The organism is Acidimicrobiales bacterium (assembly GCA_040219085.1).
In the GTDB taxonomy this organism is placed as follows: domain Bacteria; phylum Actinomycetota; class Acidimicrobiia; order Acidimicrobiales; family JAVJTC01; genus JAVJTC01.
Genome location: JAVJTC010000033.1, coordinates 74,807 through 96,242, shown reverse-complemented (window position 1 = coordinate 96,242; position 21,436 = coordinate 74,807). Strand labels below are relative to the sequence as shown.

Sequence of the window (21,436 nt, the reverse complement as noted above, 5' to 3'; positions counted from 1 at the left end):
ATCTCGTCGTCGGTCATGCCCGTCGTGTCCCAGTTGAACGACGGGGACAGGTTGTAGGCGAGCATCATGTCGGGGAAGACGGCGTGGATCGCCTCGGCGAAGACACGTGCGTCCTCGAGGTCGGCGGTCTTGGTCTCCATCCACAAGATGTCGCAGAACGGCGCGGCGGCGAGCGACTTGGCCACCGCGTACTCGATACCGCCACGCACCTGGCAGTAGCCCTCGGGCGTCATCGCCCGCTCGCTGTCCCAGACGACCTCGACGCCCAACTCGGCGATCTTCTGCCTGGCGACCGACCATGGCTTGCCGGCCGAGAACTCGAGCCATTCGTCGCTCGTCATGTCGAGCCCGCGACCCTCCTGGGCGGCGAACTCGAGTGCGTTCGCGGCGGCCTCGCGGTAGGTGCTGAGACCCGCGTCGGACTCCCACGCATCGAAGAACACCCCGGCGACGTCATCGAGGGCCTCGTCCGCAGTGGCGTCGCCCGCGGCGTAACGGGCGGCAGCGGCCTCGATTGCACCGGTGACCCCGGAGCGCTGCATCCACGGCTCCACGGCGTCGTACTCCGCGCCCGGGATCGAGTAGAGCTCGTGTCCGTTCAGCTCGGTCACGCCGGCGAGGTGAAGCCCTCGCAGGGTGGCGAGGTAGCCGACCTTGTAGTGGGGGACCTTGAGGTTGGTGACGCCGAGTACGAACGGCTGGTCACGCTCGTCGGCGGCACTCTCGAGAAGTGTCGCCGCCTCGGCGTCGGTGCGGGCGACGATGATGCCCGGCACACCCATGATGTCGAGCTGGAACCGCGCGGCGTTCAGGCGCTTGATCTGCTCGTCGGAACCAACCAGGACCTTGCCGCCCTGATGACCGCACTTCTTGGCGCCGGGCTTCTGGTCCTCGATGTGGTAGCCGGGAACACCGACCTCGACGAAGCGACGGATCAGGTTCCGTACGTGGGGATCGCCGCCATGACCGGTGTCGGCATCGGCGATGATGAACGGCAGGAAGTTCACCTCGGGGGTCGACGCCAACTCCTCGGGGGTCATCTTCGACCGGGCGAAAGCCTGGTTCCTGTCGGCGGTCATGAGTGCCCTGACCAGCACCGCTGCCTCGTCGGGTACCTGGCTGAGGGGATACCCGGCGAGGTCCGGGCCGGGATCCTCCTGCACCGAACCCTTCGCCGAGGTGGCCCAGCCACCGAGGTAGATGCCGTCGATGCCCTTTCGCTTCATCGCCACCGCCTGGCCCGGCGAGTAGGGCCCGAACGTCGTGATCGACTCCCCCCGGGAGAAAAGATCGCGCAGCAGGACGTAGAACTCCTCCGCGGCGACACGTGCGACGTCGTACCCGTCACGGATCGTGCCGCGCTGTGCGACGACCTGAGCGGGCGAGAACAGGCGGGTCGTTCCTGCGAAGCGGTCGCTGTCGAACCACTCCCGGACCTCGGTGATCTCGTCGTTTCCTGCTGACATCTGGACCTCTCCCGGAATCACGAGCGTGCAAAGCCGCGGCGCCACCGGGGTCCGGCGGCACAACTGCGACCCTGGTCGCTATCACACCACACGGCGATCCGCCCATTTTCGAACCGAGCGGGGCCGTCTGCGGGGTCACCGCGGCCGACGCGGGTCGAGCTACGCGGCGGAGAGGATCGCGACGAGGAAGTCGGAGTCGGATGCGAAGGGGCGCAGGTCCCACGAGGAGAGCCTGACGTCGACGACCAGTCCGGCAGCATCGACATCGGCGAAGAAATCGTCGAAGTCGTAGTCCCGCCCGGACCCGAAACCGACCACGATCCGTCCCTCGGAGCGGAGGTGCGCGGCCATATTGGACAGCACCGGCACACGTGTACTCGGCCCCAGGAACGCCATCACGTTTCCCGCCGCCACGATGACGTCGAAACCATCGGTGATGCCGTGAGTGGCGAGATCCACCTCCGACAGGTCGCCGGCGATCCAGGTCGCGCCGGGGTGGTCCTCGACGGCGGCCTCGATCAGAACAGGGTCCAGGTCGACACCGACCACGTCGTGTCCGAGCTCCGCGAGTCTCCCGCCCACGCGTCCCGGCCCGCAGCCCGCGTCGAGAACGTGGCTCTCCCGGCCCACCATGGCGTCGACGAGACGGGCCTCACCGTGCAGATCGTGCCCCTCGGCGGCCATGTTCCTGAAACGCTCGACGTACCACGTCGAGTGCCCGGGGTTCTCCTCGATCAGTGCCGTCCACCGGCTCTTGTCGGCCATCGGCTCAGGATACGAACGGGTGGCGCAGATCGGGGCGACGCACGCCCGACGTCCGCCTCAAGCGCGAGAGGCCACGATGCGGTCCACCTCGGCGAGTTGGGCGAGCTTGTTGGCGACACCCACGGTGTAGTTCGCGTGGTGGACGTGGATCGTGCGGGGGACCCGGAGCGGATCGCCGGGTCTCCACTCCCTCGGCCTGGAGAGACCCGGGTTCCAGATGTAGGACGGCAGCAGGCGCCACGAGAGCTGGTCGGCGGGCCGGGGCCGGCGGGCGTGGAACGCTGTCAGGGCATCGAAGGCGAGCCGACGGGGACGCTCACCGAGGCTGTCGATCTTCCCCATCCCGCGCAGCAACGGAACCCGCAGCTCCTCGTTCATCGCAGTCTCGTCGTCACCGACGTAGTCCGGCGTCAGATAGGCCTCGACCCGCTGGAAGAAACTGCGAGCCCGGTCGCCCACACGGAAGATGTAGAAACCGGCACACAGCGTGCCGCTGAGCGAACCCTGTTGGAACGCGATGTCGCGGTCGCCGAGCAGCTCGCGGGCGAGCTCCGGCGTGAATCCCTCGAAGAAGCGGATGTCGACGTCGCTGAAGATCGCGATCTCGCCGTCGTGACCCCAGGTGGCTTCTTCGATTGCGACGAACTTGAGGGCGACCTGGTTCATCCAACCGTCGGAGCGGAACTCACCCGACGCGCAGAGTTGCTCCGCGTCGACGACGACCGGCTCGAAGCCGGCCGGGACGGTCGGGAGGAACCACTCCTCGACGAGGCGGGCGTGGGATGCGCTGACGCTGGCTATGAGCCGCATGAAGGCCGATTCTACGTTCGTGAGGACCGGGCGGGTTCAGTCCCGGCGGAGCAGACCCGCGACCACCTCGGGCCCACGGTCGTCGCGGCCTATCCGGACAGACCAGGCCGGGACCGACTCCGCGAGAGCGACGAGCGCATCGAGCCCCTCCGACGACGACGGAATGGCCATCACCGTGCTCACAGCCATCGCCCGCATCGCCGCTGGTGCACGCACGGCGTCGACGGTGGTCTCGTCCCCATCGTGCAGGGAGGGGATCACGATCGCCACGAGGTCGGCCGCGGGAGACATCTGGAGGGGGTGGGTCCGTCCGACCGGCACCCGGTACTTGTCGTCAGCCCGAATACGAGGTGGGACGGCAACGGGGGCGAGTCCCGGCAGACGGTCCAGGGAGTTCGCCGTGAGGTGCAGTGACGCGTTGAGACCGTGGGCCCGCGCGGACTGCGGGCCCACGACCACAGCCACCTTGTCGTCGTTGACGAGACTCATACCTCCAACCAGGCACTCCGCAGCGAGCGTCGACTTTCCCGAGCCGCTCTTGCCGACGATGAGCGCGCCACGCTCACCGGACGAGACCACGGCGCCATGGACGAGCGCCACCCCGAGGTCCCGCAACCACACGGTCAGCATCGTCTCGAACGGGCGACCCCGCTCGTAGAGCGACCCGTCGGCGATCTCTCCGACTGCCGCCCGGGCGAGCCGGGCCCCGCGGTCGAACACGACGGCCGTCTCGTGTTGACGGTGCGCGAAGAGCGCTCGGTCGGCAGACATGGCGAACGCGAGAGGGAGGTCCGGGTCGATCTCGGCGGCGATCGGGCCCACGTCGACGCCGGTCTCCGCGACGTGCCACGCCTCGATCGTGAGATCCGGTGTCGCACGAGGGACCCGCAGGTGTCCGAGCGCCTCGGAGACCTCGGCTGCCAGCCGATCACCGACGATGCTCAGCGCGACGACACGACCGGCGATTCCCACATGAAGGGTCGATCGGACGGCGCCGGTCCGCACCGCCTGCGACCAGCCCTGACCCAGGCGGTCCCAGTCCCGGCGGGTGGGGTCACCGCTCGCTGAACGGTCAGCCGAGCCAGGCACGTGAACCGTGGCCCCGCTGTCCGGACATCATCCCGAGGGGTCGGGCCGCTGCATGAGGACGTCGAGGGCGCCCGGAGTGGGCGGGTCGAGCGCGAGGAGTTCCTCCATGTCATCGAAGCGCTCGAGCGCGGGCGGCGTGTAGTCCGTCTGCGCGACGAGATCGGCGATGTCGACGTCGTCGGCCGAGGTCCGGTCCGACGCGACGATGAGCTGCTCGTCGACGAGTGACTCGACCAGTGCCGCCACGTCGCCGCGGACGGAAGTGGACTGCACTGCGTACTCGGAGGCGACACGCTCGGCGACCTCGGCGGGACTGTGGCCCGCTGCGACGAGAGCCCAGACGACGGAACCGGCGCCGGGAAGCCCGTAGTAGACACCGGTCTCGAGGTTGATGATGACCGCCTCGTCCATGACGATCTTCGCCACCACCCGCTGGTGGGGTCGAAACCGCGCGTGTGCACCGGGCGATGTCATCTGCCTCTCTCCACCATCTCGTCGAAGATCTGCTCGTACCGGTCGACGTGGTCGTCCCAGCCGAACTGCTCGGCAGCGTAGCGTCGGCCCGATGCGCCCATCCTGGCCGCGGCCGCGGAATCCCCGAGGATCTCGATGAGCGCATCGCGCAGAGCCGAGCCGTCGCCCGGGGCGACGAGAAGCCCCGTATGGCCGTGCACGACGATCTCGCGAAGGCCACCCACCGCGGTGGCGACGACCGGGCGGCCGAGCGCCGCTGCCTCGGCGGCGACGAGTCCGAACGGCTCCGACGTCTCGGGAGGCACACCCTCACGCGAGGGGACGACGACGAGCGTCGCAGCCGCCATGAGGTTCTGAACCACGCCCGGGTCGACGGCGCCGGTGACCGTCACCCCTGCGAGCGACGGTTCCGCGGCGACGATCTGCCGCACTTCGGCCTCGAGACTCCCAGGCCCGGCGACGGTCACTCGCAGAGAGGGCACCACTGCGACGACACCCGGCAGCGCCCCGAGCAGGTCGATGATCCCCTTCTCCGGCTCGAGTCGGCTCGCGTACACCAGATGCGGAGGATCGAAGGGCGGTGGAGCCGCCGTGAGTCCCGACGGCCTGACCCCGTTGAGGTTGGTGACGAACCTGTCCGCGATATCGGGCACGAGTCGACGCCCGATGGCGCAGACGAAATCGCTGCAACAGACGATCCGGGTCGCCGAGCGCAGAACCCTCCCGGTGAGCGAGTCGGGACCGGTCGGATAGCCCGACCAGCCGTGCGACGTGAACGCCAGCGGCGCCGAGCTCCGGCGCTGCGTCTTCAGGTAGAAGTACCAACCAGGATGCATGGCATGAAGATTCACGACATCGGGGTCGAAGGACCGGGTCATGCGACCAACACGGTCGACCAGCTCTGCGATCGCCTCCGGGTCACGGCTCGTCAGCGTGTGGTGCAACGGCAACCGGTCGACGCCGACGGCGCCGTCACGGACGTCGGAATCGGCCGATCCGGAGTCGGTCAGCACACGGACGCTGTGACCCCGCTCGGCTAGGGTCGCGCCGAGACCTGCGGTCATCGTCTCGACGCCGCCACGACTCGGCGGGTAGGCGGCGGCCCACACCATGACCCTCATCGTCGGATGCCGGGCGCGACCGGCGCAACGCAGATGAACCCCACCGTGAGTATCAGGACCCTGCCCCAGTGACCGCCGCATCCGTCTCGGTCGTCGTTCCCGTGTACAACGGCGAACGCTATCTCGCGGAGACCCTCGCGGCGATCAGGAACCAGACCCACCCCGTCGCCGAGATCATCGTCGTCGACGACGGCTCCTCCGACACATCGGCCGAGGTGGCAGCCGCTGCGGTGCCATCTGCGAAGGTCCTGCGACGCGCCAACATGGGCGCTGCCGCGGCGATGAACGCCGGGGTCACCGTGGCCCGAGGCGACCTCCTCACCTTCTGCGACGCCGACGACCTGTGGCACCCCACGAAGACCGAACGGCAGGTCGCGGCCCTCGCCGAGATGCCCTCAGCGGGCTACTCGATCACCGACGTGGTCAACTTCATCTCACCGGAGCTCGCCATCGACCCGGACTCCGTGGACGCCTGGCTGCTCGAGCCTGCGGCGGGTTACTACACGGCGACTCTGGCGGTGTGGCGCTCGGCCTTCGACGAGATCGGCCCGTTCGACGAGTCGCTACGCCACATGAACAAGACCGAGTGGTTCCTACGCGCCCGCGAACACAGCGAGGTGGCCCACGTCACGGACGTGCTCGTCCAACGGCGGCTACACACGACGAACACGAGCACGTCATGCGAATCATCGAGCCTCGATGAGCACCTGGAGTTCGTGGCGGCGAGAATGCGTGCGGCTCGTGGTGGGAGGAATCGATGAACGCGTATCTCGTGTCGTGCCTGATTCCCGCCTACAACGCGGCACGGTTCATCACCGAGACGCTCGACAGCATCGTGGCCCAGACCCACCGCCCGATCGAGATCGTGGTCGTCGACGACGGATCGACCGATGCCACCGCTGACGTCGTGCGCCACCACGACGCCGAGATCACTCTCGTCGAGGCCGAACACGCGGGCCTGATCCCGGCCCGGGACGCGGCGATCGAAGCCGCCACCGGCGACTGGATCGCCTTCTGCGACGCCGACGACCTCTGGGTGCCCGACAAGCTCCGCCGACAGCTGGCGGTGTTCGAGAGCGACCCGGACGTGGACGTCTGCGTCGGGCAGTACCTCAACTTCTGGGACGAGGAGGCGGCCCAGGAAGCCGAGCGGTACGCCGGACAACCACTGTCGGAGCCCATCTCGGGGTGGATCGTCCCGACGATGCTCGCCCGGCGTGAGGTCTTCGAGCGCTACGGCCGGTTCGGCGATGCGATCAGGCCGTCGGACACCGGCTGGTTCGCGACCGCCGTCGAGCGGGGGTGCCTCGTCGAGACCCTGGAGCAGGTCGTGATGCACCGACGGGTCCACACCACCAACGACAGCCTCACCGGCGAGGACCCCCTCGGCGGCCTCTTCGACCTGATCAAGATCCGCGCCGATGCACGCCGGGGCCGTATCGACAGATGAGGCCCCCCGGCCGCCTGGCTGGCGCCGACACTCCCCTGCTCACCGCACTTCTCGGCGACCCGCTGCGTCGACGTGACGCCTGGCGTAGCTGGACCAGGGCTCGTGGCCCACTACTCGACCGCGTCCGCGCCGACAGGACCGACCGCATCAGGTCGCTGCTGCCGCTCGCCGCCGGCACCGCCGAGATCGTCGAACTCCTCGATGCCGCAACGCTGGACGCTGTCCGCGTCGCAGCCGCACGCGAACAGCTGCGTCACGAGACACTCGCCCGGATCACCCGCTCGGCGCTCGCTGCGTTCGACCAGGCATCGATTGCCGTGATCGCCTTCGACGGCTTCCTCCTGGCCGAGGGCTACTGGCCGGATCCCGTTGCGCGTCACTCCGGCGGGCCACGCCTGGTCGTCCCGGCGGAATCCGTCGACGCGGCGCTCACAACGCTCGCAGGGGCGGGATGGACCCCCGCCCTGATCGACCCGCGCTTCGGGCCCGCTCCCCGACCGCTGCGACACGCCTCGGGAGTCGAAGCAGTAGTCGCCGAACGACCCAACGACGCTGCGTTCGACGTTGCGGCACTCGAGGCGATGTGGTCGCGCAGCACCGGCCACGGTGGCGGGCTCGTGAGGCGGCCGGCGGCGTCCGACGAGTTGTTCGCGCTGCTCGTCCACGGAGCCACCTACGGCACCGCTCGGTCGATGCAGTGGGTTCTCGACGCGCACTTCGTCGCGAGTCACCGGTCGCTCGACTGGAGGGCTTTCACCCGAACAGCCGGGGCCCATCCGACGGCTCGTCGGATCGCAGCCCTGCTCACGTCGATGGCGGATGATCTCGACACCACCGTGCCCGGCGACGTAACCGCGGCGCTGTCGAGGAGCCGCTGTAGTGAGAGCCGTAGGGACTTCGCAGCGCTCGCAGCCGCATCGCGGGCGACCGGTCGGTGGAACAAGGTCGCAATGGTCCGTCAGGCTCCGTCGGTGGCCGGCGCAGGGCTACGGGCGACCTGGATCCTCGCCGAGCGGCTGACCCGTGCCCGCTGAGAGCCGTTCACCCCACCCGGCGGACGTCGAGCGTCAGGTCCCGCAGAAGGTGACGTAGGGACCGAAGTCGGGCGGTGCAGGGAGGGCGAAGGACTCGAGGCCGGGTCGCTCGTCGAACGGCTCGGCCAGGACCTCCAGGAGACGCTCCATCGGAGCGAGATCACCTGTGCTACCGGCGGCCAGGGCCTCCTCCACGAGGTGGTTGCGGGCGATGTAGACCGGGTTGACACGGTCCATGCCGGCCGCAATCGCGGCTGCGTCCGTTCCCCCGGCCTCGACGCGGCCCCGCCACCGGCCCAGCCACGGGTCGAGGGCGGCGACGTCGTCGAAGAGCGCGACGAGGCGGGACTCGTCGCCGCGTAGCGAAGCGGCGAGCGCCCGGAAGAACGACGTGAAGTCGACGGCGTTCTCAGAAAGGAGGGTCAGACCGTCCGCGATCAGAGCGTCGTCGCCGTCGACCGACCCGTCCATCCCCAGCTTGGCCCTCATCCCCTCACCCCAGTGGGCGAGGTAGCGGTCCGAATAGGCCCCGAGCACCTCTGTCGCCTTCTCGACGGCCACATCGGTGTCGTCGTCGATGAGAGGGAGGAGCGCCTCGGCGAGACGTGCGAGGTTCCACTGCGCGATGTGGGGCTGGTTCCCGTAGGCGTAGCGACCGGCGTGGTCGATGGAACTGAACACGGTCGCCGGGTCGTATGCATCCATGAAGGCACACGGCCCGTAGTCGATGGTCTCGCCGGAGATGGTCGTGTTGTCGGTGTTCATCACACCGTGGATGAAGCCGACGAGCATCCACCGGGCGACGAGAGCGGCCTGCGCCTCCGCCACACCGTCGAGGAGGGCGAGGTAGGGCTCGGGCGCCCCGACGACGTCGGGTTGATGTCGGTCGATGGCGTGATCGGCGAGCCTGCGCAGCAGGTCCCCGTCCCCGGTCGCCGCCGCGTACTGGAACGTGCCGACCCGGAGGTGGCTGGCGGCCGCCCGCGTGAGCACGGCTCCCGGCAGCGCCGTCTCACGGCGCACCTTCTCGCCGGTTGCGATCACCGACAGCCCCCGCGTCGTGGGGATGCCCAGCGCGTACATCGCCTCACCGATGACGTACTCGCGCAGCATCGGTCCGAGCGCCGCCCTGCCGTCGCCGCCCCGGGCGAAGGGGGTGCGACCAGAGCCCTTCATGTGCAGGTCACGGCGTCGACCGTGCACGTCGATCACCTCACCGAGCAGAAGGGCCCGGCCATCGCCGAGACGCGGCGAGTAGTTCCCGAACTGGTGACCCGCGTAGGCCTGCGCGACGGGCCTCGCTCCCTCCGGCACGGCATTGCCGGCCAGGACCGCAAGGCCCTCCGGTGCCGCCAGCCGCTGCGGGTCCACACCGAGCTCGACGGCCAGGTCCTCGTTGAGCACCACCAGCTCCGGCTCGGGGACCGCCGAGGGCTTCCATGGTTCGTACAATCCCTCGAGGTCACGCACGAAGGTGTCGTCGAAGTCGAAGAGTGGAGGGGCGGTGACAGCCATGTCCCGAGGGTACGGGACCGGGGACGGGGCCCGGTACGAGCCGCCCGGGGCCGGACGGCTGGCTGAGGACGCGTCCTACGACGCGCCCGAGCCGATCACCGTGGACACGTCGATCCTCATGGCCACCGAGAACCGCACGGGCAGCACCCTCGTGTCGTGGGCGATGTGGCGCACGGGTCGGGCCGGGCTTCCCTACGAGTACCTGCTCCCGGGACGGATGAACGCCTTCGCCGAACGGTGGGGTGTCCCTGAGCCGAGCCTGCGGGGCCGACTCGGTCGTCTACGCCGGGCCCGCAGCGGCGGGATCGACCTGTACCTGCGCTACCGGCGCCGGTCGTTCCCGCCGTTCATCGCGCGGCTCGCCATGAACCGTGCGACCCCCAACGGTGTCTTCTCGATGAAGCTGATGGCACGGCACTTCGCGGAGATCCTGGACCGCGGCTACGACCACGAACTGTTCCCGGGACGGATCGTCTGGGTGCGGCTGCGACGCCACGACACCATCCGGCAGGCCGTGTCGTGGGCCAGGGCCACCCAGAGCCGGCGCTACCACTCGACCCAGGACGTCGACGAACGCGACGCGGTGTACGACCGTGCGTTGATCGACCGCCAGCTGGGGCTGATCCGCTCAGACCGCGCCGAGTGGACCGCATTCCTCGATGACCGCCGGTTCCAGCCGCTCGACCTCTGGTACGAGGACGTGACGGCCGACTACGAAGGCGCCCTCGCGTCGGTTTTCGACCATGCGGAGATCGACCGGCCCCGCGCATGGCCCGACCCACCGCTGCAGAAGCTGGCGGACGACCTGACCGAAGAGTGGGTGCAGCGGTACAACGCGGGACGGTGACGTCACCGGGCGCTCCTGCGAAGCTGTGTCCATCGAAACCGCACCGGGTGAGTCCGCCGACCGTCCACGGCACTGGGACGACGTTCACGACCGCCGCGCCACCGACGAGCTCACGTGGTTCCAACCCCGGGCGGCGACGTCCCTGGAGCTCATTGCCACGGCGGGGACCGACACCGACGCTGCCGTCATCGACGTCGGTGGTGGCGCCTCCGTGCTCGTCGACGACCTGCTCGACGCCGGCTTCGGCGACGTCACCGTGCTCGACGTCTCCGAGTCCGCGCTCGCTGCCACCCGTCGGCGCCTCGGCCCGGCGGCGGACACGGTGGAGTCGATCGCCACGGACCTGTTCGACTGGTCGCCGACGCGCCACTACTCGCTCTGGCATGACAGGGCGGTCTTCCACTTCCTCGTCGAAAAGGATCAGCGCGTTCGCTACGTCGAGATCCTGCGCGAGTCTCTGGCACCCGACGGACATGTCGTGATGGCGACCTTCGCCGCCGACGGCCCGCTCACCTGCTCGGGACTGCCCGTGTGCCGGTACTCGCCGGCCGAACTCACGACGGAGCTCGGGTCGGGGTTCGAGACCGTCACCACCCGGCGCGAGGAACACGTCACGCCGACCGGCGCGATCCAGCCGTTCACGTGGGTGCTGGCCCGGCGACAACCCGACACTGGGCGCTGAGTCGCCCGGTCGGGCACACTTCGGTGGCGGTCACCGAAGGGGACCGGGATCGGCGAGTGCCGATCCACCAGAGCAGGGGGACATCGACAGTGACCGACCGACTGAGTGGCAAGAGGGCGATCGTGACGGGCGCGGCGTCCGGGATCGGCGAGGCCAGCGCCAAGATGTTCGCGGCCGAAGGTGCACGCGTCTTCTGCGTGGACCTCGATGCCGACGGGGTCCGGGCCACCGCCGAGACGATCGGGGACGGAACGGTCGCCCACGTCGCAGACCTCTCGGATCCCGCCGCGGCCGAGGCCATGACCGCTGCGGCGATCGATGCGCTCGGTGGCGTCGACGTCGTCTACGCCTGCGCCGGCATCGCGGGGTCTGGCACCGCGGCCGACACACCGATGGACCAGTGGGACCGGGTCATCGGCGTCAATCTCACGAGCAAGTGGCTGTCGTTCAAGTTCGCCCTGCCCCACATGGTCGAGCAGGGCTCCGGCTCGATCATCATCCAGGCCAGCATCGGCGGGATCCTGGGTGTTCCCGGCATCTTCCCGTACGCCGCCGCAAAGGGCGGCTGCATCGCCATGACCCGCCAGGCCGCGGTCGAGTACGGACCCAGCAACGTCCGCTTCAACGGGATCGCCCCGGGCCAGGTGCCGACCCCCCTCGTGGTGAAGTCCTACGAGGGCGGCGGAGGGATGACCGCCGGGATGGGTGTCGAAGAGGGCATGCGCCGTGTGGCGGAGCTCTACCCGCTACGACGCACCGGAACGGTCGACGAGGTGGCCGCGCTCGCGACCTACCTCGCGAGTGACGAGTCCGCGTGGACCACCGGACAGATCCATGTGATCGACGGCGGCATCACGGCCCAGTAGCCGAATGATCAGCGGTCTACGGGTCGATTCGCTGACGCAGCCACTCGACGGTGAGAGCGAGACCGTCCGCCACCGGTATGAGCGGTGACCACCCCAGCAGCGTCTGGGCGCGCTCGATGACCGGGCGCCTCACGACAGGGTCATCGACGGGGAGCGGCATGTGAACGACGGGCGACGACGACCCACAGACGTCGATCACCAGCGTCGCGATCTCCAGCACTGAGAGCTCCGTCGGGTTGCCGATGTTGATCGGATCGTGCTCGTCGGAATCCAACAACGCGACCAGACCACGGATCTGGTCGTCCACGTAGCAGAAGCTGCGGGTCTGCTCACCTGTTCCGTACACCGTGAGCGGCTCGCCGCGCAGAGCCTGGACGATGAAGTTCGAGATCGCCCTCCCGTCGTCAGGGCGCATCCTCGGGCCGAAGGTGTTGAAGATCCGGGCGATACCGGTGTCCAGCCCACGGTGGCGGTGGTACGCCATCGTCAGCGCCTCGCCGAAGCGCTTCGCCTCGTCGTAGACCCCCCGCGGCCCCACAGGATTGACGTTGCCCCAGTAGTCCTCGGCCTGGGGATGCTCGAGCGGATCACCGTAGACCTCACTCGTCGACGCGAGAACGAGACGGGCCCCCTTGGCCGACGCGAGTTCCAGGGCGTTGCGGGTCCCGGCGCTGCCCACCAGCAGTGTCTCGATCGGCATCTCGAGGTAGTCGCGCGGTGACGCGGGGCTCGCCAGGTGCAGAATCGCGTCGACATCGCCGGCGATGTCGAAGGGCTCCGTCACGTCGTGGCGGAGGAACGCGAAGGAACGCTCCGAGCGCAGATGTTCCACGTTCGACAGACGCCCGGTGCAGAGGTCGTCGACACACACGACCTCGTCTCCTCGCCCGACGAGCACATCGCACAGGTGTGAACCGAGGAAGCCCGCTCCCCCTGTCACGGCCACACGTGCCAACGGAAGCCTCCTTCGTCACGTCGTCCAACGGCGTCTGACAGCGTCCGTCAGCTCGCCTGCCGACCGAGCATCGCGAGAAGCTGATGCGGCTCGCACGGCTTGGCGAAGTAGAAGCCCTGAGCGTACTCCGCCCCCATCTCGAGGAGCAGCTCGAGCTGCCGCTCGTTCTCGACGCCCTCGGCGATGACCGGACGTTCGATGGCGTGGGCCAGGTCGATGACCGACCGGACGATGGCGGTCGCCGACCGGTCCCAGCCGAGTCCCGCGATGAAGGAGCGGTCGAGCTTCAAGAAGTCGACGGGAAAGTCCCTGGCATGGCTCAGCGAGGAGAACCCCGTCCCGAAGTCGTCGAGCGCCAAGGCCACACCGAGATCGGAGATGCGCTTCAGGACGCGCCTCACCGTCGCCGGATCACTCATCAGCGTCGTCTCGGTCAACTCCAGGCAGAGACCGCCCGCTGGCGCGCCGTGGCGCTCCAGCGCCTGCTCCACGGTTTCGACGAGGTCGTCTCGGATGATCTGTCTGGCGGCGATGTTGACCGCCATTCCCACCTCGGTGTGTCCCCGGTCGGCCCAGCGTCGCAGGACCCGGCATGCGTCGTCGATGACGCGACAGCCGATGTCGACGATCAGGTCCGAGTCCTCGGCCACGGCGATGAACTGCGAGGCGGTCAACCGCCCCCGTGCCGGGTGGTTCCATCGCAGCAGGCCCTCGGCTCCGATGAACCTGCCGCTCGCGAGGTGGACGATCGGCTGGTAGAGGACACGTAGCTCATCGCGCGAGATGGCGCTGCGCAACTCGACCTCCGTCTGGAGCCGAGCCACCGCCGCTGCCCGGAGGGTGTCGTCGAACAGGTCGAAGCCGTCACCACCCCGGTCCTTGGTGCGGTACATGGCGGTGTCGGCGTCGCGGAGGAGGACCTCGGGTGTGCCGGCGCCGTCGTCGAGGGCGATCCCGATACTTGCGGAGATCCGGTTCGGCGAATCCTCGAGGGGCTCACGTAGACGCTCGAGGATGCGACGGGCGATGGCCGCTGCCTCCTCCGCTCCGGTCAGGTCCTCGCAGAGGATCACGAACTCATCACCACCGAAACGTGCCACCAGGTCGCCGGGTCGCACCGCCTCGGACAGGCGCCGCGCCACCACGCCCAGGGTCTCGTCGCCGTGCGAGTGGCCAAGGCTGTCGTTGAGGATCTTGAAGCGGTCGAGGTCACAGAACATCACCGCGAGCTGTCGACGGGGGGAGTTCCGCTTCAGCGCCCGCGCCACCCGTTTCTCGAAGAGAGCCCGGTTGGCGAGACCTGTGAGTTCGTCGTGTGTCGCCATGTGGGCGAGATCGGCGGCCGCCTTCTTGTGTGCGGTGATGTCGCGGAAAGTGACGGCGAACCCGTCACCGAAGCGGACCGCGACGGTGTGGAACCAGTTGTCGAGACCCTCGTGGTCGTAGTGGTGCTCCATCTCGTGGGGGCGCCCGGTCTCGGTGACCGCCACGTAGCGGTCGAAGAGACCGGAAGTGCGATTTCCCGGCATCTCGACGAGGAGTCGCCGACCAACCAGGTCCGCCATTCGACGGCCGACTATCCGCTCCGCGGCGGGGTTGACGACCAGCCAGACGAAGTCGACGATCTCGCCCGCCTCGCGGACGGCCTCGAGAGCCATGATGCCGTCGGGCGAGCTCTCCAGGAGACGGGCGAGCAGTTCACCGTCGAGTTCCGGCGCGACGATGCCACCTGCGGGTGGACTCCCCGGCGACGTGTGAGCTGACCACGCCTGCTCGGAACCGGCCGAGGTCACCGGTGCCTCCGTCTCTCGCAACCTGCTGCCGCCATTTCACCACTATCGGCACAATGGGCCCGGAGCTGAGCAGCGCCTACCGCGCGGACCGCTGCGATCCCGACCGGTACCGTCTTTGGCGACTATGACTCGCGACGACCAGGGCGGCGACAGCCACCACGACGACCTCGCGTGGGTCTCGCCGCCCGAACCCCCGTCGGCGGCCGAGACCGGCACTGACGACAGCGAGCTGTGGCTGGACACGCTCCCCGCTGCCGCCCCCGCCACGACATCGACCGATCCGGAGGACCGGGCCGGGAACCATTCGTTCTTCGACCGGTTCAGGTCCATCCGCGCCCTGGGCGCCGGCGTCGTCGTCGCTCTGTGCGTCGGCGCCTACGTCGTGGTCGCCACGAGCGACGGATCCGACCCGACACCGACCGACGTGGCCGGCGTGACGGTGCAGCGCAGCCCTGGCGCAACGGCAACGCCTATCGGTGGGGCTGCATCGGCGACGCCGACCGCCACAACAACCGGAGACCCGACGACGACGGCTGACCCGACGACGACTCCAACCGAGACTGGGACCGGGACACCCACCGCTGACCCGACGACGACTCCTACCGAGACGCCGCCGGCGACACCTTCGACGACCGGGGAACCGGCCCGCCCGACCCAGGCCCCGACGGGGCCATCGGCACCCGCACCATCGACCCCCACCGGCACCCCGCCGTCCATACCGAGTCCCGCAGCCACGCCCACACCGAGTCCGGCCGCCACCTCCACGCCGAGACCCACGACCAGCCCCACACCCACACCCACACCGAGCCCGAGCCCCACACCCACCACCACACCGAGCCCGAGCCCCACACCCACCACCACACCTAGCCCAAGCCCCACACCCACACCCACACCCAGCCCAAGCCCCACACCCACACCCACCACCACACCGAGCCCAAGCCCCACACCAACACCCACCACCACACCGAGCCCAAGCCCCACACCAACACCAAGCCCCACACCCACACCCACACCCACCACCACACCGAGCCCAAGCCCCACACCCACACCAAGCCCCACCGCCACACCCACACCAAGCCCCACCGCCACACCCTGATCAGGATTTCAGGTGGACCTGAGCGAAGTATGGCGAATTCCTCAGTCCTGATGATTCAAGTGCAAGGCCACTCCGCCGATGATGTACCTGGCAGAGGTAGAGCAGCCATCGAGGCACACAGGTGAATCCGATGACATTCCTTCGGCGGCGGAGCCGCCCGCTGGCACAATGGTTCGCCGATGATGAGCACGATCGCGGGGCCGTTCTCATCATCATCTCGGTCAGCATGGTCGCCCTCCTGGGCATGGCCGCTCTGGCCGTGGACCTCGGAAACGCCTGGTCGGGGGACCGGCGGCTGAACACCGCAACCGACGCGGCGGTGCTCGCCGGCGCCGTAGAACTCCTCGACGGTGGCAGCGCGGCGCAGGCCCAGGCCGAATGCCAGAACTACCTGATCGCCAACTATCCCGAGGCCGTGGGCACCTGCGTCGTCGATGAGGACAACTTCACGGTCCGTATCGAGGCAACGGCCCCGATCGAGTACGCCTTCGCCCCGGTTCTCGGCATCGACGACGGAACCGTCAGTTCGCTGAGTGAGGCCACCCTCCAGGCCGGTGGGGCGCCGGCCGGTGTCGGCAGTGGGATGCGGCCCTTCGGCCTGTGCCTGACGACGCTGCAGAACACGGGCCGGTTCAGCAGCTGGAACCCCAGGGTGGGTTCGATCGACATCGGAATCCCGATGCAACCCCAGAGCGGCGGCGACAACAACTGCGGACCGTCCGCAGGCAACTGGGGGACCTTCGACTTCGACGGCGGCTCCAACTCCAACAGTGACGTGACGAACTGGATCCAGAACGGCTACGACGGCTACGTGGGCGTCGACCTCGACGGCTCGGGGTGCAACGGCCAGACCGTCCAGGAGAACCCCGCATCGGACGGCTGCTACGAGGGGACGACGGGTTTCCGCATGAGCAGTTGGCGTAGCGAGATGGACAGCCTCATCTCCTCGCAGGAGATCTTCACCCTGCCGATCTTCGACGTGAACGAAGGGGGCAACGGGGCCAACGTGATCTGGCACGTCGTCGGCATCGCCCAGGTCCGCCTTTCCGGCTACTGCAACGGCTGGAACAAGGCAAACATGGACTCCGGGTTCCAGGACCCGAACTGGGACACGTGCAAGAAGAAGGTCTTCGACCCCGACTACTTCCAGCTCGAGTTCATCGGCTCCACGCTCGCCGACGGAGTGGGTGTCGACCCGGACCCCGACGTCGACACCGGAGCCGTGGTCCTCGGCGGCATCGCACTGACCGCTCTCGGCTGACCGGTCCGCCGGCGGCGAGGACCGCGATGCCGGCGAGAGCCGTACCGGCCACCAGCACGCTGCGACCGTGGCGGTGCGATGCGATCCGTGCGGCGACGAAGAAGCCGACCGCGTGCAGCGCCAGCGTGGCGACCACCATGCCGACGAGGAAACCGGACTCCGCCGAGACCGGAGCCTCGAGGCCGTGCGCCATGCCGTGGAACGCGCCGGCGAGGCCGGCGAACCCGGCGAGCGCCACGACCTGTCCACCACCGGCGGCAACCAGCAGTGGTGTGCAGACCACGGTGGCCAGAATCGCGGTCTCTACCCAGTCTCCCCCCAACCCGGCCACACCCAGCGCAGCACCGGCGAGCAGCGCACCGGCGAAAGCCGCCGGGACTGCGAGCGCCCGGCGTCGGTCGTTGCGGTAGGCGAAGACCGTCGCGACGCCGACGGCGACCATGACCACGAGGTGGTCGTACCCGGTGATCGGATGCAGGAGTCCGTCCAGGATCCCGCCGAGTTCTCCTCCGGTGTGTGCGAAGACCATGATTCGTCCTCCCGGCGCGTGCGCCATCGTCGTCTGTACAGGTCACCCGACCCGCCGAGAGGACCGTAGCCGGGAACACGGGACCGCCCGGACATGACAGATGCCCGGACCGGCGAACCGACCCGGGCATCTCGCGATGTACCCCGTACGGGATTTGAACCCGTGCTACCACCTTGAGAGGGTGGCGTCCTAGGCCGCTAGACGAACGGGGCCCGACGGACCCGGAGGTCCGCGACTCTGGCCGGAGGAACTACCGGCGTTTTTTGCTCGGGGGGGAGGACTCGAACCCCCAATAACGGGACCAGAACCCGGTGTGTTGCCAATTACACCACCCCCGAAGGGCTCGGTCATGCTAGCGGCGCGCACCGCAAGCCTCTACCCGGTTCGCCAGCTTCTCTGGTCAGGTGAGCGTCGCGAGACGGCGGAACCCGATCACGCGGCCGACCACGACGCCGGCCGTCTCGCGCACGAGCCGGTCGAACGGGGCTCCGGTATCGGCCGCGGAGACGTAGGCGTCGAGGCCGACCTCCCGGGCGACCGCCCTCGCCCGGAGGTTGTGATAAGGGTCCGACACCAACAGCACCCGGTCCATCCCTCGTTCGGCGAGCACGTTGGCCGTCGCAGAGAGTTCCTCGTAGGTACTCGTGCCGTCGACCACGACGAGGATCGCCTCGTCCGGCACCCCGGCATCACGCAGGTACGTGTAGCCGGCGAATCCCTGGGTGAAGCGGTCCCCCGCCTGGTTGGCGCCGGTGGTCACGATCACGTCGGCGAGGCCCCGCTCCCACAGCCCGAGAGCGTGCACGAGTCTGGCTTCGAGAACCGGCGACGGCCTCCCGTCGTATTGCGCCGCGCCCAGTACGACGATCGCGTCGACGGGACGGGCCTGATCGTCGCGGGAGGCCCGCCAGACCTGCAGGAACGTGACCGCTGTGAAGACCGTGACGACGACGACGATGCCCGCCAGCGTCCACGCGACCGGTCGCAGCCACCGCCGCTGAAGCGTCGGGACCGGCGGGGCTGGCTCGGGTGGGGCCGACTCAGAGACGTCCACGGGCGACGCGGATCCGCCGCAGGGCCTCGTCGCGGTCCAACAGCACGATCGACTCGAACAGAGGGGGTCCGACGGTACGGCCGGTCACGGCGACACGGATCGGAGCCTGGGCCTTGCCGAGCTTGAGGCCGTTGCGCTCGCCGATCTCCAACGTCGCCGCGTGCACGGCACCGGCTTCCCATTCGATCGACCCGAACATCTCGAGGGCTCCGTCGAGCATCTCGGCGGCGGCCTTCCCCTTCACCATCGCCTTCTGCCACGAGTCCTCGTCGTGGACGGGTTCGGCCAGGAACAACCAGTCGACGAACCGCACGACGTCCGCGAGGGTCCTGACCTTCTCCTGGACGATCGACGCGAGCGCGTCCCATACCCCGGGATCGAAGCGCTCGGCCGGCCAGGGGGCGTCGCCCGTGAGCCAGGGTCTGCACGCCGCGGTGAACTCGTCGACCGGCAGCGCCCGGATCCGGGTGGCGTTGATGTGGGTCAACTTGTCGATGTCGAAGAACGCCGGTGCCTTGTTGACGTCGTCGAGGTCGAAGAGCTCGACGAACTCGTTCATCGGGCGGATCTCGATGTCGTCGGGCGGGCCCCAGCCCAGAAGCGTCAGGTAGTTGGCCATCGCATCGGGCAGATAGCCGGCCCGGCGGTAGTCGGCGATCGCGACGTCGTCGCGTCGCTTCGACAGCTTCTTGCGGGCCTCGTTGACGAGCAACGGGAGGTGGGCATATGTCGGCGCGGGAGCGCCGATGGCCTCCATGAGCAGGATCACCTTCGGTGCGCCGGCGAGGAGGTCCTCGCCCCGGATGGCGTGGGTGATGCCCATGTCGGCATCGTCGACCGCGTTCGCGAGCAGGAACGGAGGCGAGCCGTTGGAGCGCCACACGACGAAGTCCTCGAGGTCGTCGGTGGAGAACGAGACGCTGCCACGGACGACGTCGTCGAACGAGACGGTGCGACCCGGTGGCATCCGGAACCTGACCGCGTGACCGTCGACGATGCCGTCGGCCCCGTCGACGGGACGGTCCTCGGCGTCGACCACGTAGGCCAGGTCAGCCGCGAGCAGCGACTCGACCACTTCGCGGTGGCGGTCCCTTCGCTCGCTCTGGAAGAACGGGCCCTCGTCCCAGTCCAGGCCCAGCCAGCGCAGCTCGTCGAAGATGACCTGCGTCAGCTCGGGACGGTTTCGTTCCGCGTCGGTGTCCTCGATACGCAGGACGAAGGTCCCGCCGGTCGAACGGGCGAACAGCCAGTTGAACAGCGCGGTGCGGGCCGAGCCGACGTGCAGGAATCCCGTGGGCGAGGGGGCGAAGCGGACGCGTGGTGTGGCGACGTCGCTCACGGCGCGGCGATCACGTCGCGCCAGCCCCCGGCGTAGGCGGCGAGGATCGCCTCGTGGGGTCGGCGCAGCACGTCGTCGGTGACGAGTTGCGCGATGCGCCCCCGCTCGGCGACGTGGTGGTGGTGCGCGACCTCTTCGAACAGCTCACCCCGCAGGGCGACGAGGTCGGGGTCGGGGTCGGGGTCGAGGAATCCGAACACGCCGAATGCGGCCGTCAGGTCGTGACGCACCGGGGCCCGGCCGAGCAGGGACGCCCGCTTCGTGGCGACACCCAGGCATCCGGCGACGACGTCATCGACATGCTCACCGTCCGCGAGGATCAGCTCATCGCGCATGAGCCGGGCGAGACGCAGGGCATAGCCCTGATCAGGACCCTGGTTGCCGAGGCCGGGACCCTCCGGCTGGCCTGCGCCGCCCAGGTCTCCCGGGCGTTGCGCACGCCACGATTCGGGTCGACGCGGCGGCGACGCGTAGTGCCGCCGCGGATCGGGTGCCTTCGGGACGAACTGGGGTTGGGCCACGGCCCGAGCCTAGTGCCCTGCCCCGCAGCGTCGGCTCCGTGGCCTACTCCCAGCCCTACTCCCAGAACCGGAAACGGAACCAGCCGACCTCGGCGAGCACCCGGTCGGACCCGAAGCCGTCGACGAACCAGCTGACGGTGCCCCAGAAAGCGTCGTTCGCCGCGTCGTTGCCCCACAGGATCACGAAGAGCAGGATCATCCCCCACGGCCTCAGGGGGGCGATCCGGCGACGTGCACTCATCGACAGATGGGGCTCGATCGCGCCGAACCCGTCGAGCGGCGGGATGGGGATCAGGTTCAGGATGGCCGCGGCGATCTGCAGGAAGCCCAGGAAGCTGAGCGCAGCGGCGAAGCGCGGATGCGAGAACCACAGGTCGAGGTCTGCGAACCACAGCAGGATCCCGCCGAGCACCAGGTTCGTCGCAGGTCCGGCCAGAGAGACCGCCGACTGGGCCCAGCGGCTCGGGATCGCGGCACGGTTGATCCACACGGCGCCGCCGGGGAGCCCGATACCTCCGATGATGACGAAGATCACGGGCAGAGCGAGCGACAGCATCGGGTCCGCGTAGCGACGGAAGTCGAGGTCGAGGTACCCCTTGTCCGCGACGGACCGGTCACCGAAGCGGAACGCGACCACAGCGTGGGCGAACTCGTGCAGCGCTACGGAGGCGATCCAGCCGCACACGACGAACGCGAACAGAACGAAGTCCCCGGCGAAGACCTCACCGGGGCCCGGGAAGCTGGTGTCGCGCCACAGCACGACACCGAG

General features: G+C 68.9%; 22 protein-coding genes and 2 tRNA genes. 7 read left to right on the top strand and 17 right to left on the bottom strand.

Annotation, left to right across the window (positions count from 1 at the left end; all coding sequences use genetic code 11):
• From RIE08_14645 to RIE08_14620, 6 genes are all read right to left on the bottom strand, one after another.
• The coding region (locus tag RIE08_14645; protein MEQ8718846.1) for an isocitrate lyase/phosphoenolpyruvate mutase family protein at positions 1–1,466 on the bottom strand (1,466 nt) is incomplete at its 3' end.
• A 159-nt stretch (positions 1,467–1,625) separates the two neighbouring features.
• On the bottom strand, positions 1,626–2,231 hold the full coding sequence (locus RIE08_14640) for a class I SAM-dependent methyltransferase (GenBank protein ID MEQ8718845.1): 606 nt from the start codon (positions 2,229–2,231) through the stop codon (positions 1,626–1,628).
• 57 nt (positions 2,232–2,288) lie between these two features.
• Positions 2,289–3,041, bottom strand: a complete 753-nt coding sequence (locus RIE08_14635; GenBank protein ID MEQ8718844.1) for a putative nucleotide-diphospho-sugar transferase — start codon at positions 3,039–3,041, stop codon at positions 2,289–2,291.
• A 36-nt stretch (positions 3,042–3,077) separates the two neighbouring features.
• Entirely contained in the window at positions 3,078–4,130 is a 1,053-nt protein-coding gene (locus RIE08_14630) for a hypothetical protein (protein MEQ8718843.1), read from the bottom strand.
• 27 nt (positions 4,131–4,157) lie between these two features.
• Positions 4,158–4,604 (bottom strand): PqqD family protein, encoded by a 447-nt coding sequence (locus tag RIE08_14625; GenBank protein MEQ8718842.1) that lies wholly within the window; start codon positions 4,602–4,604, stop codon positions 4,158–4,160.
• A complete protein-coding gene (locus RIE08_14620; GenBank protein MEQ8718841.1) occupies positions 4,601–5,716 on the bottom strand; it encodes a glycosyltransferase family 4 protein in 1,116 nt (371 codons plus the stop codon). The genes RIE08_14625 and RIE08_14620 overlap by 4 nt, the downstream gene beginning before the upstream one ends.
• 77 nt (positions 5,717–5,793) lie before the next feature.
• Between RIE08_14620 and RIE08_14615 the strand changes: the two genes are divergently transcribed.
• From RIE08_14615 to RIE08_14605, 3 genes are read left to right on the top strand one after another with little or no spacing between them, the layout of a single operon-like run.
• Positions 5,794–6,486, top strand: coding sequence for a glycosyltransferase family A protein (locus RIE08_14615; protein ID MEQ8718840.1), 693 nt, complete (start codon positions 5,794–5,796; stop codon positions 6,484–6,486).
• On the top strand, positions 6,483–7,175 hold the full coding sequence (locus RIE08_14610; GenBank protein MEQ8718839.1) for a glycosyltransferase family A protein: 693 nt from the start codon (positions 6,483–6,485) through the stop codon (positions 7,173–7,175). Before RIE08_14615 ends, RIE08_14610 begins: the two co-directional genes overlap by 4 nt.
• Positions 7,172–8,209, top strand: coding sequence for a nucleotidyltransferase family protein (locus RIE08_14605; protein ID MEQ8718838.1), 1,038 nt, complete (start codon positions 7,172–7,174; stop codon positions 8,207–8,209). The genes RIE08_14610 and RIE08_14605 overlap by 4 nt, the downstream gene beginning before the upstream one ends.
• A gap of 33 nt (positions 8,210–8,242) precedes the next feature.
• Here the strand turns inward: RIE08_14605 and RIE08_14600 are convergent, their stop codons facing one another.
• Positions 8,243–9,724 carry a YdiU family protein gene (locus RIE08_14600; protein ID MEQ8718837.1) on the bottom strand — a complete coding sequence of 494 codons (1,482 nt, stop codon included), beginning with the start codon at positions 9,722–9,724 and terminating at the stop codon, positions 8,243–8,245.
• On the opposite strand from RIE08_14600, the gene RIE08_14595 reads away from it, so the two are divergent.
• The 3 genes from RIE08_14595 (at position 9,723) to RIE08_14585 (ending at position 12,119) form a co-directional block, all read left to right on the top strand.
• Positions 9,723–10,571: a Stf0 family sulfotransferase gene (locus tag RIE08_14595; protein MEQ8718836.1), complete on the top strand. Its 849-nt coding sequence runs from the start codon at positions 9,723–9,725 to the stop codon at positions 10,569–10,571. The two genes, RIE08_14600 and RIE08_14595, sit on opposite strands and share 2 nt — an antisense overlap.
• Before the next feature lie 25 nt (positions 10,572–10,596).
• Entirely contained in the window at positions 10,597–11,253 is a 657-nt protein-coding gene (locus tag RIE08_14590) for a class I SAM-dependent methyltransferase (GenBank protein ID MEQ8718835.1), read from the top strand.
• A gap of 89 nt (positions 11,254–11,342) precedes the next feature.
• Positions 11,343–12,119 carry an SDR family NAD(P)-dependent oxidoreductase gene (locus tag RIE08_14585; GenBank protein MEQ8718834.1) on the top strand — a complete coding sequence of 259 codons (777 nt, stop codon included), beginning with the start codon at positions 11,343–11,345 and terminating at the stop codon, positions 12,117–12,119.
• Between the two features lie 16 nt (positions 12,120–12,135).
• Here RIE08_14585 and RIE08_14580 read toward each other — a convergent pair whose 3' ends face one another.
• The 3 genes from RIE08_14580 to RIE08_14570 form a co-directional block, all read right to left on the bottom strand.
• Positions 12,136–13,065 (bottom strand): SDR family oxidoreductase, encoded by a 930-nt coding sequence (locus RIE08_14580; GenBank protein MEQ8718833.1) that lies wholly within the window; start codon positions 13,063–13,065, stop codon positions 12,136–12,138.
• Positions 13,066–13,121: 56 nt separating this feature from the next.
• Positions 13,122–14,867 (bottom strand): EAL domain-containing protein, encoded by a 1,746-nt coding sequence (locus tag RIE08_14575; protein MEQ8718832.1) that lies wholly within the window; start codon positions 14,865–14,867, stop codon positions 13,122–13,124.
• A 375-nt stretch (positions 14,868–15,242) separates the two neighbouring features.
• On the bottom strand, positions 15,243–15,956 hold the full coding sequence (locus tag RIE08_14570) for a hypothetical protein (protein ID MEQ8718831.1): 714 nt from the start codon (positions 15,954–15,956) through the stop codon (positions 15,243–15,245).
• A gap of 137 nt (positions 15,957–16,093) precedes the next feature.
• On the opposite strand from RIE08_14570, the gene RIE08_14565 reads away from it, so the two are divergent.
• Positions 16,094–17,224 carry a pilus assembly protein TadG-related protein gene (locus RIE08_14565; GenBank protein ID MEQ8718830.1) on the top strand — a complete coding sequence of 377 codons (1,131 nt, stop codon included), beginning with the start codon at positions 16,094–16,096 and terminating at the stop codon, positions 17,222–17,224.
• Here RIE08_14565 and RIE08_14560 read toward each other — a convergent pair.
• From RIE08_14560 to RIE08_14530, 7 genes are all read right to left on the bottom strand, one after another.
• Positions 17,121–17,753, bottom strand: coding sequence for a HupE/UreJ family protein (locus RIE08_14560; protein ID MEQ8718829.1), 633 nt, complete (start codon positions 17,751–17,753; stop codon positions 17,121–17,123). The two genes, RIE08_14565 and RIE08_14560, sit on opposite strands and share 104 nt — an antisense overlap.
• Before the next feature lie 139 nt (positions 17,754–17,892).
• A tRNA-Glu gene (locus tag RIE08_14555) sits at positions 17,893–17,965 on the bottom strand.
• A gap of 54 nt (positions 17,966–18,019) precedes the next feature.
• Positions 18,020–18,091: transfer RNA gene (locus tag RIE08_14550), tRNA-Gln, on the bottom strand.
• A 62-nt stretch (positions 18,092–18,153) separates the two neighbouring features.
• Complete coding sequence (locus RIE08_14545) at positions 18,154–18,807, bottom strand: YdcF family protein (GenBank protein ID MEQ8718828.1); 654 nt, start codon at positions 18,805–18,807, stop codon at positions 18,154–18,156.
• A complete protein-coding gene (locus RIE08_14540) occupies positions 18,794–20,146 on the bottom strand; it encodes a glutamate--tRNA ligase family protein (GenBank protein MEQ8718827.1) in 1,353 nt (450 codons plus the stop codon). The genes RIE08_14545 and RIE08_14540 overlap by 14 nt, the downstream gene beginning before the upstream one ends.
• Positions 20,143–20,667, bottom strand: a complete 525-nt coding sequence (locus tag RIE08_14535; GenBank protein MEQ8718826.1) for a hypothetical protein — start codon at positions 20,665–20,667, stop codon at positions 20,143–20,145. The genes RIE08_14540 and RIE08_14535 overlap by 4 nt, the downstream gene beginning before the upstream one ends.
• Before the next feature lie 55 nt (positions 20,668–20,722).
• The gene (locus tag RIE08_14530) at positions 20,723–21,427 is read right to left on the bottom strand and encodes a site-2 protease family protein (protein ID MEQ8718825.1); all 705 of its coding nucleotides are present in this window, start codon (positions 21,425–21,427) and stop codon (positions 20,723–20,725) included.
• Positions 21,428–21,436 lie beyond the last annotated feature (9 nt).

What these genes read in the sequence shown, in the direction of transcription:
- RIE08_14640 (MEQ8718845.1), bottom strand. Translation starts at nt 2,231, where the DNA reads ATGGCCGACAAGAGCCGGTGGACGGCACTGATCGAGGAGAACCCCGGG.
- RIE08_14635 (MEQ8718844.1), bottom strand. Translation starts at nt 3,041, where the DNA reads ATGCGGCTCATAGCCAGCGTCAGCGCATCCCACGCCCGCCTCGTCGAG.
- RIE08_14625 (MEQ8718842.1), bottom strand. Translation starts at nt 4,604, where the DNA reads ATGACATCGCCCGGTGCACACGCGCGGTTTCGACCCCACCAGCGGGTG.
- RIE08_14620 (MEQ8718841.1), bottom strand. Translation starts at nt 5,716, where the DNA reads ATGGTGTGGGCCGCCGCCTACCCGCCGAGTCGTGGCGGCGTCGAGACG.
- RIE08_14610 (MEQ8718839.1), top strand. Translation starts at nt 6,483, where the DNA reads ATGAACGCGTATCTCGTGTCGTGCCTGATTCCCGCCTACAACGCGGCA.
- RIE08_14605 (MEQ8718838.1), top strand. Translation starts at nt 7,172, where the DNA reads ATGAGGCCCCCCGGCCGCCTGGCTGGCGCCGACACTCCCCTGCTCACC.
- RIE08_14595 (MEQ8718836.1), top strand. Translation starts at nt 9,723, where the DNA reads ATGTCCCGAGGGTACGGGACCGGGGACGGGGCCCGGTACGAGCCGCCC.
- RIE08_14600 (MEQ8718837.1), bottom strand. Translation starts at nt 9,724, where the DNA reads ATGGCTGTCACCGCCCCTCCACTCTTCGACTTCGACGACACCTTCGTG.
- RIE08_14565 (MEQ8718830.1), top strand. Translation starts at nt 16,094, where the DNA reads ATGACATTCCTTCGGCGGCGGAGCCGCCCGCTGGCACAATGGTTCGCC.
- RIE08_14560 (MEQ8718829.1), bottom strand. Translation starts at nt 17,753, where the DNA reads ATGGTCTTCGCACACACCGGAGGAGAACTCGGCGGGATCCTGGACGGA.